This window comes from Pseudomonas sp. Tn43 (assembly GCF_014192635.1).
Classification (GTDB): Bacteria; Pseudomonadota; Gammaproteobacteria; order Pseudomonadales; family Pseudomonadaceae; genus Aquipseudomonas.
Genome location: NZ_JACHYG010000002.1, coordinates 855,625 through 875,329, shown reverse-complemented (window position 1 = coordinate 875,329; position 19,705 = coordinate 855,625). Strand labels below are relative to the sequence as shown.

At 57.1% G+C, this 19,705-nt stretch carries 20 protein-coding genes; 8 read left to right on the top strand and 12 right to left on the bottom strand.

Features of this window, described 5'->3' with window-relative positions; genetic code table 11:
• The first annotated feature begins 11 nt into the window (after positions 1-11).
• Positions 12-659, top strand: coding sequence for a response regulator (locus tag FHW68_RS08255; protein WP_183679852.1), 648 nt, complete (start codon positions 12-14; stop codon positions 657-659).
• Between the two features lie 93 nt (positions 660-752).
• Here the strand turns inward: FHW68_RS08255 and FHW68_RS08250 are convergent, their stop codons facing one another.
• Genes FHW68_RS08250 through FHW68_RS08225 form a run of 6 tightly spaced genes read right to left on the bottom strand, consistent with a single transcriptional unit; the run spans position 753 to position 5,723 of the window.
• Positions 753-953: a hypothetical protein gene (locus FHW68_RS08250; RefSeq protein WP_183679850.1), complete on the bottom strand. Its 201-nt coding sequence runs from the start codon at positions 951-953 to the stop codon at positions 753-755.
• A gap of 3 nt (positions 954-956) precedes the next feature.
• The gene (locus FHW68_RS08245; protein ID WP_183679848.1) at positions 957-2,219 is read right to left on the bottom strand and encodes a cbb3-type cytochrome c oxidase subunit II; all 1,263 of its coding nucleotides are present in this window, start codon (positions 2,217-2,219) and stop codon (positions 957-959) included.
• A gap of 4 nt (positions 2,220-2,223) precedes the next feature.
• Positions 2,224-3,672 (bottom strand): cbb3-type cytochrome c oxidase subunit I, encoded by a 1,449-nt coding sequence (locus FHW68_RS08240; protein ID WP_183679846.1) that lies wholly within the window; start codon positions 3,670-3,672, stop codon positions 2,224-2,226.
• The gene (locus tag FHW68_RS08235) at positions 3,669-4,157 is read right to left on the bottom strand and encodes a hypothetical protein (protein ID WP_183679844.1); all 489 of its coding nucleotides are present in this window, start codon (positions 4,155-4,157) and stop codon (positions 3,669-3,671) included. Before FHW68_RS08235 ends, FHW68_RS08240 begins: the two co-directional genes overlap by 4 nt.
• On the bottom strand, positions 4,154-4,495 hold the full coding sequence (locus FHW68_RS08230) for a hypothetical protein (protein ID WP_183679842.1): 342 nt from the start codon (positions 4,493-4,495) through the stop codon (positions 4,154-4,156). Before FHW68_RS08230 ends, FHW68_RS08235 begins: the two co-directional genes overlap by 4 nt.
• Position 4,496: 1 nt before the next feature.
• The gene (locus tag FHW68_RS08225; protein ID WP_183679840.1) at positions 4,497-5,723 is read right to left on the bottom strand and encodes a molybdopterin-dependent oxidoreductase; all 1,227 of its coding nucleotides are present in this window, start codon (positions 5,721-5,723) and stop codon (positions 4,497-4,499) included.
• Positions 5,724-6,299: 576 nt separating this feature from the next.
• Between FHW68_RS08225 and FHW68_RS27510 the strand changes: the two genes are divergently transcribed.
• Positions 6,300-6,482, top strand: coding sequence for a carbon storage regulator (locus FHW68_RS27510; RefSeq protein WP_183679838.1), 183 nt, complete (start codon positions 6,300-6,302; stop codon positions 6,480-6,482).
• A gap of 239 nt (positions 6,483-6,721) precedes the next feature.
• Here FHW68_RS27510 and FHW68_RS08215 read toward each other — a convergent pair whose 3' ends face one another.
• The gene (locus FHW68_RS08215; RefSeq protein WP_095631988.1) at positions 6,722-7,252 is read right to left on the bottom strand and encodes a DUF2867 domain-containing protein; all 531 of its coding nucleotides are present in this window, start codon (positions 7,250-7,252) and stop codon (positions 6,722-6,724) included.
• Positions 7,253-7,378: 126 nt separating this feature from the next.
• Entirely contained in the window at positions 7,379-8,014 is a 636-nt protein-coding gene (locus FHW68_RS08210) for a DJ-1/PfpI family protein (RefSeq protein WP_183679836.1), read from the bottom strand.
• 126 nt (positions 8,015-8,140) lie between these two features.
• Between FHW68_RS08210 and FHW68_RS08205 the strand changes: the two genes are divergently transcribed.
• A complete protein-coding gene (locus FHW68_RS08205) occupies positions 8,141-8,695 on the top strand; it encodes a TetR/AcrR family transcriptional regulator (protein ID WP_095631987.1) in 555 nt (184 codons plus the stop codon).
• Between the two features lie 70 nt (positions 8,696-8,765).
• On the opposite strand, the gene FHW68_RS08200 is transcribed toward FHW68_RS08205, so the two are convergent.
• Positions 8,766-9,359 carry a tetratricopeptide repeat protein gene (locus FHW68_RS08200; protein ID WP_095631986.1) on the bottom strand — a complete coding sequence of 198 codons (594 nt, stop codon included), beginning with the start codon at positions 9,357-9,359 and terminating at the stop codon, positions 8,766-8,768.
• 486 nt (positions 9,360-9,845) lie between these two features.
• Positions 9,846-10,154 (bottom strand): hypothetical protein, encoded by a 309-nt coding sequence (locus FHW68_RS27420; RefSeq protein ID WP_183679834.1) that lies wholly within the window; start codon positions 10,152-10,154, stop codon positions 9,846-9,848.
• Positions 10,155-10,475: 321 nt separating this feature from the next.
• On the opposite strand from FHW68_RS27420, the gene FHW68_RS08190 reads away from it, so the two are divergent.
• Positions 10,476-11,012, top strand: a complete 537-nt coding sequence (locus tag FHW68_RS08190; RefSeq protein WP_183679832.1) for an isochorismatase family protein — start codon at positions 10,476-10,478, stop codon at positions 11,010-11,012.
• Positions 11,013-11,038: 26 nt separating this feature from the next.
• Here FHW68_RS08190 and FHW68_RS08185 read toward each other — a convergent pair whose 3' ends face one another.
• The gene (locus FHW68_RS08185) at positions 11,039-11,818 is read right to left on the bottom strand and encodes an SDR family NAD(P)-dependent oxidoreductase (RefSeq protein ID WP_095631984.1); all 780 of its coding nucleotides are present in this window, start codon (positions 11,816-11,818) and stop codon (positions 11,039-11,041) included.
• 208 nt (positions 11,819-12,026) lie between these two features.
• Here FHW68_RS08185 and FHW68_RS08180 point away from each other — a divergent pair, with 208 nt between their 5' ends.
• Positions 12,027-13,403, top strand: a complete 1,377-nt coding sequence (locus FHW68_RS08180; protein WP_183679830.1) for a nodulation protein NfeD — start codon at positions 12,027-12,029, stop codon at positions 13,401-13,403.
• Between the two features lie 146 nt (positions 13,404-13,549).
• On the opposite strand, the gene FHW68_RS08175 is transcribed toward FHW68_RS08180, so the two are convergent.
• The gene (locus FHW68_RS08175; protein WP_183679828.1) at positions 13,550-13,795 is read right to left on the bottom strand and encodes a hypothetical protein; all 246 of its coding nucleotides are present in this window, start codon (positions 13,793-13,795) and stop codon (positions 13,550-13,552) included.
• Between the two features lie 251 nt (positions 13,796-14,046).
• Between FHW68_RS08175 and bcsQ the strand changes: the two genes are divergently transcribed.
• Genes bcsQ through bcsB form a run of 3 tightly spaced genes read left to right on the top strand, consistent with a single transcriptional unit; the run spans position 14,047 to position 19,705 of the window.
• Positions 14,047-15,177, top strand: a complete 1,131-nt coding sequence (bcsQ, locus tag FHW68_RS08170; RefSeq protein WP_183679826.1) for a cellulose biosynthesis protein BcsQ — start codon at positions 14,047-14,049, stop codon at positions 15,175-15,177.
• Positions 15,174-17,405 (top strand): UDP-forming cellulose synthase catalytic subunit, encoded by a 2,232-nt coding sequence (bcsA, locus tag FHW68_RS08165; RefSeq protein WP_183679824.1) that lies wholly within the window; start codon positions 15,174-15,176, stop codon positions 17,403-17,405. Before bcsQ ends, bcsA begins: the two co-directional genes overlap by 4 nt.
• A complete protein-coding gene (gene bcsB, locus FHW68_RS08160; RefSeq protein WP_260296375.1) occupies positions 17,402-19,705 on the top strand; it encodes a cellulose biosynthesis cyclic di-GMP-binding regulatory protein BcsB in 2,304 nt (767 codons plus the stop codon). The genes bcsA and bcsB overlap by 4 nt, the downstream gene beginning before the upstream one ends.

The following is a 19,705-nucleotide window of genomic DNA, read 5'->3' as shown; positions in this document are numbered from 1 at the left end:
GAAAGCCGAACATGGCAAAACTCAACGTCGTGATCGCCGATGATCACCCTATCGTGTTGTTGGGTGTACGTGAGCTGATAGAGCGCGATGAACGCTTTTGCGTCGTGGGTGAAGCGATGTGCTCGAACGAGCTGATCGAGTTACTCAAGCGTCAATCCGTTGATCTTGTGATCACCGACTTCAACATGCCCGCTGATTCACCTTATGGAGATGGCCTGAAGCTAGTGGAATACCTGCTCAGGCATTTTGCCGATGTGAAAATTCTGATACTGACCATGATCTCTAGCCCGTTGATCCTGACGCGACTACATGAATTGGGCGTCGTCGGGGTCATTCAGAAAAGCCAGTTGCATGACGAGATTCAATTGGCATTGATGGCCGTGGCGCAAGGTCGTTCGTTCAACAGCGCCAAGCCGGCGCCGACGTGCGTAAAGGAGCCCAATGTAGCGCTGGATGAAAGGCTCTCTCGGCTGTCGCCCAAGGAGTTCGAAATCTTGCGCATGTTTGTCGCCGGGCAGAGCGTAACCACGATTGCCCGCAACCTTTCCCGTAGTGCAAAAACCATCAGCACGCAAAAGATTGCGGCCATGCGCAAGCTGGATGTTTCCAGTGATCAGGATCTGCTGACGTATTGCCTGGAAAATAACGTGTTTAACTGAGGCTGATCTGTCAGCCGAACTCTATCAAAAAAAAGCGTTCACCTGGATAAGCGTGAACGCCGACATCGGACTTTCAGATCTCAATCAATCTATTCAAACAGTCGCTTTCTTCGCTGCACTTTCGCAACCGAGTAAGGCGACGTCACGCCGTTGCGCCCGCTCGTAGGTCTGCTCTCGCTTGAGCATCTGGTATTTAGGCACCTCCGACCAATTCCTCATTGTCTTGCTGGACAGCCAGGCGATTGTGCAGGTAAAGACGATCAACGTCATGGTAATGACCATAAAAGCGAACATGGGCTATTCCTGAGCAGAAGGTTGATAAAGAGAACGCAAGTAACGCACCAGACTGTGGCGTTGTTGATCGGTCAAGACTTCCTCCCACGGAGGCATGGCGGTGCCGGGGATGCCGTTGCGCAGGACCATTTCCAGATAGTCAGGGTTGCCTTGCTTGAGCTGAAAGTTAGCCGGGCGCGGAGCCAGGCTGCGAGCTGCCGGGCCATCGCCCTGCCCAGTTGCGCCGTGACAGCTGCTGCAGTTTTTCTCGAAGAGTGTGGCGGTCTGCACAGTGCTTTCGCCGGTAGCGGTCTCTGGCAAGGCTTGCGATGTATGCAGGCTCTGAACGTACACCGTCAACGCGGCGAGCGTTGAGTTGTCGAGATCGCGCCACGCCGGCATGGAGCTGCCATAGCGACCATTCCACAGTGCATCTGCTATGTGCCCCGAGGTGAAGCTGGCGGCGCGCAAATCTGCCGGTCGTGGAAGAAGCGATGCAGCGCCTGGTCCGTCACCGGCCCCTGTCGAACCGTGACACGCCGTACAATTTTGCTCGAAGGCGATTTTCCCGGCGGCCAAAGCGACTGAGTAATCTTCCGGATTGTCTGGCAGAGAGAATTGCGGCACCCCTGCGTCTAGCCGCGCTTGTGCCGAGATCGCCTGGCGCCGCGCTGCCAGCGTGGATGTGTCCATGCTGTCGGCATGTCCCGCAGCCATTGGCGATGGCGCTGGCGCCGTTTCATCGTCGTAACCGGAGACAATCCGTGGCCGCCCCAACGCTTGTAGATAAGCCACCAGACTCACCGCATCAGCTTTGGGTTTTGCAGGATCGCCGTCAAACAACCATGGATACCCCGGCATCACCGAGTCGCCTACGACGAAGCGCGGGTTGAACAAATGAGTAAGCTGCCAATCGTTGCTGCGCACACCCGATTCGCGCGCCAGATCCGGGCCGATGCGCCGCGTGCCCCACAACTGCGGATAATCAAATCGGGTTTCCCAGGCCTGCGTTGGCGCGCCCCAACGGGCAACGTCCTCAGCGACAAAACGGACCTGTTGAGTATGGCAATAACCGCAGCCCTCACGGCCATATACAGTTCTACCCCGCTCTTCCTGTGCCGTGTAATCGGCCATGTCAGCGGGTGCGCGCGCGTCAATTTCCTTTTGCAGTTCCTGGCCGGGCAAGATCCCCAGCAGGTAGAACGACAACGCAAAAAAACCAATGCCGGCAACAAAAATGACCAGGTAAACGCTGTTGAAAACACGGTGTCTATTAGCCGTTTGCATGGGGTCAGGCTCCTGCCATTGCACTGTGGAAGCGAGGGTCTGGGACGCTGCACGAAGTCGAGCGCGGACCCGTGGTCAGCCCGAAGAAAAACAATACAAAACCTGCCAGCAGCGGCACTGCCGATAGGTCTCGCAGCCACCAGTAGGCAAGTGATGCGCGAACCGAATCCATCCACGGCGCGGTGCTCGCCCAAAGGTGCGCCTGAACCAGCCCTCCAGCCGTCAACGTGACGAACATCAGCAACAGGCCAACGGTAATCAGCCAGAAGGCCCAATTCATGGCGGCGTCGTTGTAGCGCGCATGCGGTATACGCTGCCACGCATGGGCAATGCCGCCAGCCGCGATGAAGGTGGCGAAACCGAGCATCGCAAGATGCGAGTGACCGATGACCCAATCTGAGAAATGCGTCAAGCGATTGACTGGCATCAAAGCCTGGAAAGCGCCTTGCAGGCTGACCAGCAGGTAGAAAATGATGCCGGTCCAGACGAACCGCAACGGCACGTCACTGGCCACCTTCGCCGCCTGACCGCGCAGCGACATCAACAGGTTGAATACCACGAGGATCACGTCCATCCCCAAGTACACCGAGGCAATGATCGCTGCCTTCTGTGCATCCATCGGCACTGCCGAGTAGACGTAATGGTGGGTGCCATTCAAGGGGTAGAAGAAAAACAGAAACCAGAAGCCGATCATCGACAGAAAATGGCTGTAGATCGGTCGCTGGGTGGTCGCCGGGATAATGTAATAGGCAATCGCCAACACGAACGGCGTAACAAACAGCCCGACCGCATCGTGAATCCACAGTCCGCTGAAGGCCGCTCCCTGCGCCCCCGGAACAAAGGCCGGGACGAAGTTGCCAACTGGATAGGCCAGCAAACTGAAGACTGCGCCGCCTACCAGGTACCAGACGGAAATATACACTCCCCCGGACTGACGCTTGAGCACGAAAGGTCCGGCGAACTGCACGCAGATCAGCAGCAAGCCGAGCACCGCGAACAGATCGATGAGCATCGGGAACTCTGCCCATTCCAGCGACTGCACCGCGAGCCACTGGTTATCCAGGCCCAGCGAAATCAACACCCATCCCGGCAAGAGCACGCCGAGGTTCCAGAGCAGGAAAATCCCCCAGCCAAGCTTGCGGCTGTACACCGGACGATCAGCCAGACGAGGCACCATGTGATAGCAGAACGCGAAAAACGCGTTACCCAACCAGCCAAAGAAGATGCCTTGGGTGTGATCGAATCGCAGTCTGCCCCACGATAATGCCGCGTGGTTACCCAACAGCTCCGGCAGGGTCAGTTTGAGCGCGACCAGCAGACCGGCTATGGCGGACAGAAACAGCGTGATGACCGCTGCGTAACTGTGCGCCTTGATCAGGTCGTAGTCGGTGCGCGGTAGATATTCCAGCTGTCGTTGAGCAATTCCGGTCGATGCCGAATCAAGACTTCTCATTTAATTTCTTCTCGTGCATGACTCAATATCCAGGCGGCCACGCCCAGTTGTGCATCGGGTGTCAGAGCAATGGCTGAAGGTCCCGGGGTATATCCGTCCCAGCCCGGACGCGGGTGACTAATGGCGGTATTCATCAGTGCCAAGGCATCGGCGCCCATGGGATCTGCACCAACATGTTGCTGGTAGCGCGCCACAATCGCTTGCCAGGACGGCCCTTCCAGACGTTGCTGCGCGTCATGGCAACCGGCACAACGCTGGCGAACCACCACTTTGCCGGTTTGGATCAGGGCAGACGCTCGGCCCGGGTCGAACGCCGTCCCTTGGGACACACGGGGCAAGGTGTCGCCACGCGGGCTAATGGTCGAACTCGCGGGCATGCTCACCACGCTCCAGGCAATAACGGTACCCAGACTCAATACGCCAATCAGCATGACCAACGCCGCGCGTGAGATGCTCGAGTGGGCGGTGGTTTCAACATCACTCATAGCGTGGGCTTACCTTGCAGGAACATTAGGTAATCGAGGATCGGCTCAACCGCCGCATCGGGAATCGGCGCGCCGTACTCGTCGCGCATCTTCGCCACTTCCGCCGCCCAGGTTTTGCGTGGATAGGTAGGCTGAATGACGACATAGCGTGGCGAATGACAAATAACGCACTGCTGAAGAAACTCTGCACGTCCCGGCCCGTCCAGCAGGTACGGCTCGTTGTGCGGCACGGTGATGCTGTGTACCGCCTGGCCGAAATTCACATCCGGCGACTCTTGCGCGTGGAGCGTCGGACTGAGTGCGCATGCCAATAGGCACGGCAGATAATGGCGGGCCATGTCAGACCACCATTCCGCTGGTGCTCTCGATCATGCGACGCGCAAAGCCGCCACGATTCCACTGCGTGACCGGTTGCCCCTCGCCTGCGCGATTGGTCGCGCGAACCAGAAAGGTATAACGACCCTTCTCGCGTGGCGTCCAAAGGTAACGCCAGCGCCGCCAGGAAAAGCGCCCGATCTCAGGATCCAGTAGTGCGTCGACCCAAGTGCGGCCGTTGTCCACCGACACCTCGACGCGGGCTATGCCGTCGCCGCCGTCATTGGCCAATCCTTCGAGCATCATCGGATGATTGAGCAACAACTGCTCTTCGGGTTCGGGGCGCACGAAAATCGAATGGGTAGCAAAGCGATTGATCGGAACGGTTTTCTTCGCCAGATTGCCCGGCTCTTCGTTGATTTCCGGGTTATCGGGAATGCGGTAGGCCACGTCCATCCAGATATTGCTCAAAGGCTTTTCGAGAACTTCGATGTGCGCCAGCGATTTGATCCAGTACGTCGCGTACCAGCCCGGTACCACCAGGCGTAGCGGGAAGCCATTGAGCATAGGTAACGGCTCACCATTCATGGCGTAAGCGATCATCACGTCACCGTCGACGGCATGATCGAACTTCAACGATTTGACTACTTTGGGCAACCCCGGCATGGGCGACTCGTCCAGCCCGGAAAACGCCACTTCCACTGCGCCGGACTTGACCCCGGCACGCGCCAGCACATCTTTGAGCCGCACGCCTGTCCATTGCGCATTACCCATCGCGCCGAATTGCCATTGGCTGCCAGGCGGTTGCGGACTGAACAAACTACGTGCGTTACCGGAGCATTGATTCATCGCCACCAACGTGACCGGATCGAAACCCTTGACCAGTTCTTCGAGCGTGAACGATTGCGGTTTGTCGACGAGGCCGTCGAGACGCAAACGGAAGGTTCGCGTATCTACTTCGGTCGGGTAACCAGACAAGTGCCAGCGCACAAAATGGGCCGAATTGGGCGTCAGATCCTGACGAAAGAAATGCAGCGGGGTTTCCAGTTGCGGCGGCCGATCGGTGATCAGAATCATCCCGGTCTTTTCCGGGTAGCGCACCTGTTCCCTCAATGCAGTCTGGCCTGCAATGACCGAGTCCGGCGACCCCGAAAGCGCCTGCCTAGGCAGCAGGCTAACCAAACCGGCTCCGGTTGCAAGTCCGAGCAGGCGCCTGCGGTTGATTTTCAAGAAAGTGTCGTCTGTATTCATGTTTACTCACTGTGGCCGGCAGAGTGCCCACAGGGGGGTTCGCATTTAAAATAAAATAACGCTCGTTATTAAAACGAAACCTCCCCTCCACCGAGTAGCTTAAGTTGGCACTTTGGCCAGCCACCATCAGACGATTCTGAAACAACTTCATGCATAATTAACAACATCAAACGCAACTCTTAATAATTTTTGCGTCGCCCTCCCGTCACACCGACCAACAAGATCATCTGATACCCCACCCCTCCCTTCTCTACATTTCAACTCGTGCTTCACGACCCCATTACTTCGATCTAATAGATATATAAATAAAAACTCTTTCGCAGCACTGCTGACAGTTTTGATGCTTGCTGTTGCGGGCCAGTCGTTCCCAGCACATCACCTTCCGGCACCCTGAAACGTGCTGACTTGCAGCGATCACCCGCGTTAGAAATAAAAAGCCTGCTGAGCAGCAAGGCCAAGGAACAATGCAGATAGTTCAGCAAAAAAATCAGATAATTCCTAGATCTTTGGCACTGAAAGTACATTGATAATCAAGCGCTCATAGTTAACTCAGCCCCTAACCAAAGAGAAAACCTAATGATAGTGTTCACTCTGAATACCGGTAAAGCCATACGCATCGACGACGAAATTCAAATCGAAGTGTTTGGGACTAATGGCGACAAGGTGACTCTAGGATTCGAGGCCCCGAGTCATGTCAAAATTTATCGAGCGGAACTCTATCTGCAAAATGCAGACAAGAGGGGTAATACCCTGAAGTGAGATGACCATCTATCGTCGGTTCCAACCGCGACCAACTCAGCTTGACGATCAAGCAGGCCCGAGAAGCGATGGCGCCAGAAATGCTGGTAATGGCTGTAACCGATCAAACTGTCCGTCTTCCTTTCGCGGGCCATGAATCTTAGAGGCCTAACGTTTGACATGAGAGACTTGGCCAGGCTTGCCAGAACAGCCTTTCGATGGAAGGGTTAGACCTCAGGGTGCACACAACGCCCTCAGCCTTAGGGGCAGGTAGCCAGAGGCCAACCGACGCGCGCTGCACGAAGCAGGCTGGCCTTCACCACCAGGCGGTGAAATGGGGCAATAACGAAGATGTAGGCCCGGCCTAAGCGGTTGTGACACTGGACCACGGTTGAAAAAACGAGTTGGCGACTGCCTTCTGGCTCTGCCTCTGCAGAACATAGGATCGATATCCGGAAGTCGAGATGCTTGTCATCCTCTCCCAACACGATTTCAGTCTGGTTCGTGCTGTAGACCTTGAAGATTCCAATCCGATTAGCAAGTGATGCCAAATGTTTGGCTGTCTTGAGACCAAAACAGACAACGATAGTGTCTCGGACTTTCATGAGCCATCCGATCCAGGATGGCTGGTGGGAAAGGATGAATCGAGCTAACAAATCTGGATTGCTAGATGCGCCCGCAGGGAGCCGAATCGCAAAAGCGTCCGCTAGGTTCATCGACTTGTAAAGGTAGGTGATGCCGGACCTCGAGGGGACTGGCACGGACATAACGAGCTCAAATTCTCGTGGCATCGGGGATCTCTCCTGAGTTCTAACTACTAATTAGACGACATGCCATGTCGCGTTTCTTGTTGCGATGGTTTGTCGTGTAACGCTCCTTGTCGCCCTGTAAGTGCTTATCTAGCTTAGAAGTGACGGTTACCGACTTTCAAGCCGGACAGGGACACCGCGCTCATTGCTCATTCCCTGTCGGATACTGAGCCCGATCAAGGCATCATAAAGTTCTTGCTGTCCAGCTGGCAGAACAGGGAGCAACGTCGCACGGCGCTTGTCGACACCGAACCAAGATTCAACCAGCCATCCCACCAGATAGAGCGCCGAAAGGCATCCGCCAGCGGTTGCAACGTTCCCCTGGCATACAAGAGGCTGGTTCACGGACTCAAGTCCCAGAGCTTGCAAGCTCGATCGTGCATCCGGGTGTGTAGTTGCTTGGCCGCTGAGCAGCCCAAGCCGTTCGAGAATAAACGCTCCGGCGCATATGGAGCCGATTCGCTGGCGTTTGGAGTCAAGTTCAAACGACGGCAGGAAGTCCGGGGCGGCAAGTGCAGCGGGTATCCCTTCCTTGCCGCTAACGAACAATACCGCGTCAGCACTATTGGCCTCGCAAAGCGGACCGTGTACTGAAACAGGCAGGCCGTGCGCCGATCGCACGATAGAGCTGGAACCCAATATTCGCACGTGCCAGTCTTCAGTGTTGCGGCCTAAAATGTCCCACATCAGGAATAGATCAATATCAGTGAATTGGTCGAAAGCAACCAGGACGATTTTTTTCAAGGCGAGCTCCATGAAAAGTGCTGGCGTGCAAAACGCAACGGCCATTTTTGCTGGTGTTCGCAGCGTATCAATCGGTTGCGCACCATACACAGTCTGTATGGTGCTAAATAGGGAGCGAAATAACGGGTGAGAAAACTAACTCGTCACCATTGGATCGCGGCTGGTTTTGAGGCTCTCGATCAAGTAGGACATATCGGCGTTTCGGCCGAGAGTCTATCCCGCCGATTGAATGTGACCCGCGGATCGTTCTATCACCATTTCCGCAATCGCGAAGACTTTGTCCGCACCTTGCTGGCTGCTTGGGAAGAAGACTACACGGAGCGCATGCTCGCTTATGCGGCGCAGGGTCGTAGCGCGGGCGAAATCTTGAAACGCTACTTGAGTATTGCCGCTGAGAAACAACCTGAGCGGGAAATTTCCATCCGAGCCTGGTCGCTGCACGATCCGCTGGTAGGCGAGTTTCAGCAGCGTGTTGACACAACACGACTGGACTTCGCGGTACGGACGTGCCGCCGCTTGGTCCATATGCCAGGCGGAGCAGAAGTGATTGGTCAGATGGCCCATCTGTGCCTGATTGGGGGTCAACAGGCAGGGCTGCGCCGTGATGCCGCTCGCTTCAACAATTTCCTGCATCGAGCCTTTTCACTTTTCGAAGGGGCTCTTCCCCCGTGGCGGGCCTAAATGTCCAAATAGATGGGGGAAGCCTAAGCAGGACACCAAGACTTAGGAGCCAAAAGAGGACACCAGCAACTCAACCGCGCACCAGGTAGGCCCCTGACGGAACCCGATGTCGCAGCTTCTTGCACTTGCCCGGTGCAGGCTGATGCCCCGGCGGGCGATCAGGAAACCAGATCCGGCATTTACCCGGAGGTGGCATAAGGCCGCGGGGCATCTCAACCTCACCGTACGCAGGCTCTGGCTCGACATTCACCATTTGCAATTGTCCTTCGGGCCCGGCTCTGCCAGGTGAAATACCCGAAGACCGGGCCTGCGCCGCCTGGATCAATTGGAAGTTGCGGTTGCGCAATTCGATATTGCGCCCCACCCGCATGTTCGAGCGCACCGCCAAGGTTTCAGCCTGCTGGTACTGCCCCTGCTGAAGACGCAACACACCAAGGTAATGCAGCGTCGCGGGATTGTTCGGCTGGATATGCAGGGCACGCTCAAGCGTGGCGGCGGCTTGATCCAGTTGGCCATTTTCATACTGCCGCGAGGCGGTTTCGATCAGGGTCGTTGATGCACTGTTGCTTTGGGCGGGTGCTCTTCGTTCGGCAGCAGACGAACAAAGCGATGCGACGGCGCAGCACACCAAAAGGAGACCTGGCAAAAAACTCTTGGTTGGCATCAGGGGGTGGACTCGAGTGAATTCGGACGGCACTGCCGTAAAACAGACCACAACGCTACTCGGCACTTCTGATACCGGGCCGCTATTGACCTGGCCAATATCTCGAAGTTCCTGGGGCAACGGCCGTCGCAACCAGCATCATTTTTTATCAACCCCACATCCAGGCATGAGCTATTGCTGCACTTCGCGCGGAGCAGAAAACGGCCAGAAACAGGCGTGGAGAAAGCAAACTTCAAAAGTGTTCGAACACGTTGGCTATTTAAGCAACGGCTCCCTAGAACTTTTCCCTATTTGTCGGTCTATGTGGATAGGCACATTCGCCAGGTAAGCACGCCCCCGCAGGCTTCCCGCCGCCAGATGGCCACACGCCCAATTGTCATTCAGAGGTTGCCTTCGCTCATGAAATTCCATGTCCCACGGATGGTGCTCTTAGGCCTGTTCGCATTCGCGGCAATGGGCTCGGCATCAGCCACACAGATGAAGACCTCAACCCCTGTTTTCGCAACTGAAGTCCCAGCCATTCAGGCTCCTGTCCAGACCGCCGACCACCTTCGGCTGACCGTGGGCAGTATGGCCGACAAGCAACCAGGACTGATGCTTGCCCATGACGACCGATACCGGCATGACGGCCATTGGCATGATCGTAGAGACAATTGGCGCCGAGACGACTGGCGCAGAGATCAGTGGCGCAGAGATCAATGGCGAAGGGAGCAAGCCCGCCGAGAAGCTGAACGCCATCGTGATTGGGAGCGCCACCAGGATCGGGCCATGCGGCATCGTTACAATGACGCCCACGGTTACTATCGCCGCTAGTGCGAAGCCCTGGAACAACCCACGACCGTCCGCAATGGGTGGGTAAAAACGTTTTTGAGCGCACTCGATACAAAAAGTAGTCGTTGTGCAGGTCATGCCACCTTGCCAACCAGGCACCCTGCGGATACTGTCGGTTCTATGAATCAGTTACGCATTGCCTCGACCACCACGACCACGACCGCCAGAGGCGAGTCGTGAGAGGTGTCGTGAACCCATAACGCACGAACTTCAAAGGCCCGCCAGCGATGGACAGGGCCTTTTCTTTGCCCTTGTGTCGCTGGCCCAAACGCAAGGAAAAGCACGATGCATGCACTGTTGATTCTCGATATGCAGGTTGGATTGTTTCATGGCCCGGATAAACCATGGAATGGCGAAGCGCTGCTGAACACGTTGAATAGCCTGTTGAGCAAAGCCCGCAGGGCAAGCGCACCTATTTTTCTTGCTCGCCACGTAGGTCCGCCTGGCTCGCCTATCGAACCTGCAAGCCCGTTGACGCAACTGGTGCAGGAACTGTTACTGGAAGGCGACGAGGTGATCTTCGAAAAAAGCCGACCCAACGCTTTCTACAGGACTGATCTGGCCGATCGGTTAAAAGCTTGTGGATCTCAGGGCGTGGTTATTGCCGGAATGAAGACCCAGTATTGTGTCGACAGTACTTGTCGCGCTGCACGCGATCTTGGATTCGATGCAGTGCTGATCGCCGATGGTCATACCTGCGCTGACACTCCTGCGTTGAAGGCCGAAAGTATCATCGCTCATCACAACGCAACCCTGGCCGGCCCATTCTGTCGTGTCATGCACGCTGAGGACTGGCGTTCTGAAACGCTCTGGCTGAATTGACCAAGAAATTAACAAGCTCCTGGCCCTCAACGGGGGCTTTTGTTCTCAGAGAGGCAGTTGCCCCCGTCGACCACGAGCAGCTCACCCGTAATGTAGCTGGACTCTGGAGAAGCAAGAAAAGCTACCGCCGCAGCGACCTCGTCTGGTCTACCGGCACGCCCCACGGGAACATACTGCGCTGCGGTCATTTCCTCTGCTGTGCTCGATTGCGTCGCGATCCACCCTGGGGCAACAGAGTTCACGGTGATGCCGTATGGCGCGACTTCCAGCGCCAAGCTCATGTTCATGCCCACAATCCCCGCTTTCGCCGCCGCATACGCGGCCTCGCCAGGGTTGCTGACGCGGGTGCCGGTCGTAGAACTGATATGGACGATGCGTCCGTAACGACGATTCTGCATCCCCGGCAACACAGCGCGGGTCAGCAAAAATACAGTGGTCAAGTTACGGGCAATCGACGTGTTCCACATATCGACGCTCATACTGGCCACTTCAGAAAACGTTTCGGCTTCACCCTGAATCGCCATACCGGCGTTGTTCACGAGTACATCGATTCGCCCCCATAGCGACTCAGCCCAGGTTACCAGTTCGACAACCTGAGCCGGATGAGTGAGATCTGCAGCGCGTCCTTGCACCTCGTAACCTGCCGCGCTCAGTTCCGCGACGCGATCATGGATACGGGCACTGCTGCCGGTGATGATCAGCTTTGCGCCCAAGTCCCCAAGCCGTCGCGCGATCGCTAGACCAATCCCATGTTCGCTACCTGCTCCACTGACCAATGCGACCTGACCACTCCAGTTCTTGAACATTGCAGGCTCCACAGGGTTACACAGGAAGTACTGTCTGACAGTCCAGAGTAGATGCTAGCCCGCCAACCAATGACGTGTTATTCGAAATTCAGAATCGCTCCTATCTGCAGAGGCAATGGACTAACCATCACGCCGGTGTCGCCCATAATGGACTCAACTACGCTTTAAGTGAGGATTGCAGGCCGTAATACACGCAACTGGAGGTCCCGTGAACAGTCACTGGTGGTGCCGCCTGCTGTTGCTGATAATGCTGATCGGGTTACCGATGGGTTCAACAACGGCTGCAGGCAGTGTCGTGGTCCTGACCGTCAACGATGCTATTGGCCCGGCCAGTGCCGACTACGTCGAGCGCGGCTTGACGCGTGCGGTGACCGAGGGCGCGCAGTTGGTGGTCATCCGCCTCGACACCCCTGGCGGGCTGGATACCTCGATGCGCCTGATTATTAAGGCGATTCTGGCCAGCCCATTGCCAGTGGCAAGTTTCGTCACCCCCAGTGGCGCACGGGCGGCCAGCGCCGGCACCTATATTTTGTATGCCAGTCACATTGCCGCAATGACCCCCGGCACCAACCTAGGCGCTGCTACACCGGTGCAGATCGGCGGCCTGCCCGGGACCGCGCCTGAGCCGCCGGGCCCACCCGGCACCGACAAGAATCCTGCGCGTGAACAGCAGGACACCTTGACTCGAAAACAGATAAACGATGCGGCGGCTTATATCCGTGGCCTTGCGCACCTACGTGGACGCAATGCCGACTGGGCCGAACAAGCGGTACGTGAGTCGCTCAGCCTGTCCGCCCACGAAGCGCTCAAACTCAAGGTGGTCGATTATGTGGCCAATGATGTGGCAGACCTGCTCAAGCAACTGGACGGCAAGAGCCTGAATGTCGCTGGTCAGACGTTGAAGCTGAACACCGCCGGGGCTGCGCTCATCGACCATGCGCCTGATTGGCGCACACAACTGCTGGCGGTGATCACCAACCCCAGCGTGGCGTTGCTGCTGATCATGCTGGGGGTCTATGGCTTGATCTTCGAATTCATGAACCCAGGGTCGGGCATTGGTGGAGTGCTCGGTGGCATCTGCCTGTTGCTGGGGCTGTATGCCCTGCAACTGTTGCCCGTGAACTACGCCGGGGTCGGACTGATTCTGCTAGGAATCGCTTTCATGATCGCCGAGGCGTTTCTACCGAGTTTCGGTGTAATCGGCTTCGGTGGGGTGGTTGCTTTTGTAGTGGGCGCAGTGATTTTGATCGACACCGATGTACCGGGCTTCGGAATTCCATTGGCACTGATCATCGGCGTCGCACTGATCAGCGCCTTGTTGCTGATGACGCTGGTCGGCATGGCGCTCAAGGCCAGACGCCGTGTTTTGGTCAGCGGCGATGCGGGTTTGGTCGGCAGCCAGGCCACGGTGACGGGACTGCTGCCGGGTATGCCGATGAGCGGCTGGGTGCAATTGCAGGGTGAAAGATGGCAAGTACAGAGTCGCTCGCCCCTGCGCCTGGGCCAACAGGTCCGGGTGGTGGCGCGCACGGGCGTGATGCTGGATGTGATTGCGCTGGAGGAAACGCCCTCGCAAGGAGATTGATGCGTGTTCGTCAAGCCCGGCCAAGTGCCAGTTATTCAATCCAGCGACCGGCTTTTCACGCCAACCCCGATGGAACGTCGCGCAAACAGCCAAGAAAGACTGTTCTTCAGTCGAAAAAAAATGGGCCTCTTTTCAACGGTCCATTTTTAATGCTTGGAGCGGGAAACGAAATTCCCTCTAGCGCCCGAGAGTGTAAAACCCAAGGTTTCTATTATTACTGAAGCAGGAATGGATTTATTTTCAAGCTGTATAAACTCCGCTGAAATCGCCACTCCCATTTTTAATACATCAGTCAACTTATTTAATGCATAACCCGGCATCAGATCATTGAAGGCGATCAACACGCCATTGCGCCGAAAGCCCCTGAACGAAGCACCTCCATTACCCATCATCACACTGCCCCCGCCCAACCGTCATTATTAGACCCATTCCAGCACTCCATACTTTTCCCGAATAACATAACATCTTAATAACACTCAAATTAACACTAACAGACCTCGCTGACTTTTTATAACAATCATTGACACCCAGACGCCGGCATCCTAGATTAATGGCACTCTGCCAACGCCAAGACGACACATCAACTTTGTTAAGTTAATGGAATGCTGAGTTTCTGAGAGTTATTTCATTCCTGGTACAACGCATGAAATATGTAGACGATATTACGAAACTCTTTACACGTTTTGGCGCCAATACAGAGACCTACCAGGAAATACAACCGAACTATAAAGATTTCAAAGACGATCCGATTACACCTGTACTGCCTAAGCCAGAACCGTCGGTAGTCTTGCCTTCCCCCACATCAACGCCAACGCCCGCTGCGTTTTTACCGGACGAGCCACAGCCTTCCCTATTGATTGGCGCGCCCAGGTTCCCTCTTCTGACCGAGCCACCTGCGAGTTCTGGTACGGGTGACCGTCAGCGATTGAGCGATCTGTTGCGTGAACTCAACCAGGTTCGTCGAGACGGTCTGCCAGAAACGACTCGCAAGCGGACCAAGGCAAAGGTCATTGCTATCGTTTCGGCGAATGGCGGAGTGGGTAAAAGCACCGTCGCCGCTGGCCTGGCAAAAACACTTCGGCGCCCTGGCGGGCGCACCATCGCGATTGATCTGGACCCTCAGAATGCGCTGTCCAGCCACTTGGGTATCACCCGGCAGGTTCCCGGACTGATCCAGCTCAAAGAGCAGGATGCAGACTGGGGCGCTCATCGCCTGCCAGGCTTTAGCGACAGTGAGTGCCTGCCCTTCGGCACTGGCGAGATGGATGACCGCCATTTGCTCAGGCAGTTGATGCTTGAAGATTCTGACTGGTTGAATCAGCACCTTGCGTCCATGAACCTCAGCGAAAACGATACCGTGATCCTGGACACACCTTCCGGTGCGACCGTCTATTCGCAACAGGCGCTCGACGCCGCCGATCTGGTGCTGGTGATGACGGTGGCCGATGCGGCCTCCTACCTGGCACTGGACACCATGACCCAGTGGCTGGAAACCACCCGTCGACGTGGGCAACGGCACCGCTATGTGCTCAATCAACGGGATGACTCGCGTACGTTCAGCAGGGACATGGGCGTGCTGTTTGTGCGGCGGCTCGGCGCGGACCTGATCGGGACGATTCGCCTCGATCACCAGTTCAACGAGTCGCTGGCCTATGGTCGGGACCTCCTCCAATACGCACCTGAGAGCATTGGCTGTCACGACATTCTTTCGCTGTCCGGCGCGGTCCATGCCCTGCTTTTCGCGGACACTTGCAGCCAGCAGGGCACGCCATGACCGCCCAACTGAACCAGCTACCTGCAAAGACATGGTGGTTGCAGGGGCTGCTGGATACTTTCCAGGCTCGCGTCAGTCGATGGCCCCTGCGTTGGCGCCAGGGCCTGAAGATATCTGCCGGGCTGATCGCCGCATTATTGGTGCTGGGTATTCTCACTGCGCCGCTGAATCTGTATTCCCAGGCCGTGTTCGCTGCCGTCTGTTTTGTGGCCAGCCTGTTCATCCGCAAGCAGGCCGGGCGTCTGGCGATCCTGACCCTGATCACCCTCTCGCTGATCGCCTCGTTGCGTTACATGTATTGGCGTCTGACTGACACCTTGAATTTCGACAATTGGCAGGATGCCGTATTTGGTTACGGTCTGGTGCTGGCCGAACTGTATGCCTTGCTCGTCCTGATCTTCGGCTATGTACAGACCGCCTGGCCGTTGCACCGCAAACCGCAGTTTCTGCAACAGCCACCCGCAGAATGGCCGACGGTAGACGTCTTCATTCCGACCTATAACGAATCATTGGGTATCGTCAAACTGGTGGTGCTCGCAGCTCAAGCCATTGACTGGCCCGAGGGCAAACTGCGGGTGCACATGCTCGATGACGGACGCCGGGAAGAATTCAAGGTTTTCTGTCAGCAGATTGGTGTCAACTACATCACCCGCGACAACAATCGACATGCCAAGGCCGGCAACCTCAACGAGGCACTCAAAGTCACCGATGGCGAATTCATTGCCATATTCGACGCCGACCACGTGCCCACCCGCTCCTTCCTGCAGATCACCATGGGCTGGTTTTTAAAGGACCCGAACCTGGCGTTGCTGCAAACGCCGCACTTTTTCTATTCACCCGATCCGTTCGAAAAAAACCTCGATACCTTTCGCTCGGTCCCCAATGAAGGTGAACTGTTCTACGGCCTGGTGCAGGACGGCAACGACCTGTGGAACGCGGCATTCTTCTGTGGCTCGTGCGCGGTCATCCGGCGGTCTCATTTGCTGGAAGTCGGCGGGATCGCCACCGAAACCGTGACCGAGGATGCGCACACGGCACTCAAGCTCAATCGCCGTGGTTTCAATACCGCTTACCTCGCCGTTCCACAAGCGGCGGGACTGGCCACCGAAAGCCTTTCCCGACACATCAGCCAGCGCATACGCTGGGCGCGGGGCATGGCGCAGATTTTTCGGACCGACAATCCGTTGTTTGGCAAAGGACTGAACCTGGGGCAGCGCATTTGCTACCTCAACGCCATGATGCACTTCTTCTACAGCCTGCCCCGCCTGGTGTTCTTGACCGCCCCCTTGGCCTATCTGTTTTTTGACGCGCAGATTTTCCATGCCTCGGCGTTGATGGTCACGGTTTATGTACTGCCGCATATTTTCCATTCCAGCCTGACCAACTCCAGCATCCAGGGGCGATTCCGTCATTCCTTCTGGAACGAAGTGTATGAGTCGGTATTGGCCTGGTACATCATGCGACCGGTGCTGTTGGCCCTGATCAGCCCTTCGCTGGGCAAATTCAACGTGACCGACAAGGGCGGCACCATCGAAAAGGACTATTTCAACTGGAAGCTCGCGCGGCCTTATATCGTCCTGCTGGCCTTGAACATGATCGGTCTGGCGATCGGCGTGGTGAAACTCATCGGGAGTGATTCTGCCGAGGCCACGACCCTGCTGATCAACCTGGCCTGGACCGTGTACAACATCGTCATCGTCAGCACCGCTGTGGCGGTTGCCACTGAGTCCTCTCAGGTGCGCAACGAACCCCGGGTGCCCGCGGACCTGCCCGTGCGCATCTATCGCGAAGACGGCACTTGGTTCGATTGCGTAACCCGGGACTTTTCACAAAACGGCGTGGGTCTGGCACTGCCACCGCAGGTTCTGCTCAACGTCAATGAGAAGCTGCAGCTGTGCATTCTGCGCACACCGCCCTCCAGCCTCTTTCCCGCAAAAACGGTCTTCAGCAACGACAACGTGGCGGGCGTGCAATTCGAGGCGTTGACCCTGCGCCAGCAAAGCGAACTGGTGCGACTGACCTTTTCACGGGCCGACACCTGGGCCAACACGTGGGGTAACGGCCGCCTCGACGCGCCCATGTCGGCGTTGCGCGAGGTCAGCAGCATTGGCTTTCGCGCCATCCTGCGCTTGTTCGTTGCAGCCCTGAAAGACAGCCAGGCGCTGCTGCGCAAACGCCCGGACACTCCATCACCTATCGACTCCACCGCGGACACGCAACGATCTTGAAGCCTTCCACTCGCCGGACCTTTCTTCCTCGTCGCTCACTCATGCTGATCACCTGCTCGTTAATGGGCTGGAGCGGCTGGGCTTTGAGCGCTGCCGCCCCACTCAACGCCACAGACCCGGCGATGATGCCGGTGGCCTCGTTGCCCGTGGCCGATGCCCCGGGCAACAGCTATACCCGCACCCTCAAGGAGCTGGGCAAAAGCTATTCGATGACTCTTAAAGGCGTGGAGGCTACCGACAGTGTGAACTTCGATGTGCGCGCCGATGAAGTCGTCACGGCGGCGCAGGTCACGCTGCAGTACAGCTACTCACCAGCCCTGCTGGCCGACCTTTCGCAGATCAATGTGCTGGTCAACGATCAAGTGGCCGCCAGCCTGCCCCTCCCGAAGGAAGAGGCCGGTAAATTGCAGACCCGGACCGTGCAGATTCCGCCGCAGACCATCACCGAATTCAACCGGCTCAGCTTGCAGTTCATCGGTCACTACACGATGCAATGTGAAGACCCTTTGCACTCCAGCCTTTGGGCCCGGATCAGCAACGAGAGCCAGCTGAGCCTCCAGGTGTCCTCGATTAAACAGCCCAACGACCTGTCCGCCCTGCCGCTACCCTTGTTCGATCGTCGAGACGCCTCGCCCCTGAAGCTGCCCTTCGTGTTCGCCACGCGCCCGGCCGGCCCTGAGCTTGAGGCCGCCGGTATCCTGTCGTCCTGGTTTGGCGCCCTGGCCAGCTACCGCGGCGCAACCTTCCCCGCCAGCCTCACCAGCCTGCCGGCCAAAGGCAACGCCGTGGTGTTTGTCAGCGGCAGCGAAACAACGACCGTGAGTGGCTTACCGATCAAAGAGGTCACGGGGCCGACATTGACGCTTGTGAGCAACCCCAATGATGCTCAGGGCAAACTGTTGATCGTCTCCGGGCGCGATGGCGCCGATCTCAAGATTGCCGCGACAGCGCTGGCCCTTGGTGGCTCGGCCTTTTCCGGGCAGAGTGTAGTGATTGACCGGATCGATTCGCTCAAGCCACGCCAACCGTACGACGCGCCTAACTGGCTGCCCTCCGATCGCCCGGTTCGCCTGGGTGAACTGGCCAAGCCCGCAGAACTCAATGTGTCGGGTTATAACCCGGGGCAAATGACGGTTGCGCTGCGCTTGCCACCGGACCTGTTCAACTGGCGTGAGCCCGGTGCGCAACTGGACTTGAAATACCGCTATACGCCGCAACCGGTCTCCACCAACTCCTCGTTGCTGGTCAACTTCAACGACACCTTCATCAAGTCGATCGATCTGCCCTCGATCGAGAAACTCGGCAACAGCGACAGCCTGCTGGCGATGCTCAAAACCGACGACAGCCTGGCCCGCACGTCGCGCATGCTGTTGCCGCTCAATTCCGTTGCGCTGCAATCACGCCTGCAATTTCGCTTCATGTATGACTACATCAAACAGGGCGAATGCCGCGACATCATCATCGACAACATGCGCGGTGTGATCGACCCGGACTCGACCCTGGACCTCAGCCAATACGAACATTTCATGGCCATGCCCAATCTTGGGGTGTTCAAGGACAGTGGCTTCCCGTTCACTCGCATGGCTGACCTTTCTGAAACCTCGGTGATCCTGCCGAACGAGCCAGGCGCAGCCGATCTGAGTGCCTACCTGACCCTGCTGGGCCGCTTCGGCGACTCCACCGGTTACCCGGCCACCGGCGTGAAGGTGGTCCACGCCGACCAGGTGGCTGAGCAAAGCGACCGGGATTTGCTGGTGCTCGCCTCTGGCAACAATCAGCCACTGCTTGAGCAATGGCAAAGCCTGCTGCCGGCCAAGGGCGAAGACGCTGCGCAGTACGTTGAACTGTCTGACCTGCCCTTGCGCCTGCGCAACTGGATCAGCCCGGATACGAAAACCAATCTGCGTGAAGCGCGCAGCAGCTTCAGGTTTACCGCGGACGATGGCAGTGCGTATCTGACTGGATTCGAATCGCCGCTCAAGAGTGGACGCAGTGTGGTGTTTATCGCCAGCGCAAGGCCCAACGGCTTGGCAGACGTGACCAACGCCCTGCTCAGCAACGAAGAAAACGCCCGCGAGTTGCAAGGCAGTCTGGTGGTGGTCAGGGGCAAGCATGTCGAGTCGCTGGTCGCCGAGCAGGATTACTACGTCGGGAGCTTGGGCCCATTGCGCTATCTGCAGTGGTACCTCTCGCAAAACGTAATGGCGCTCATGCTGTTCACGCTCCTGGGGATCCTGCTGCTTGCTTCGATGGCCTACCTGGCCCTGCGGGTACAGGCCAGACGTCGTCTTGGTCAATGA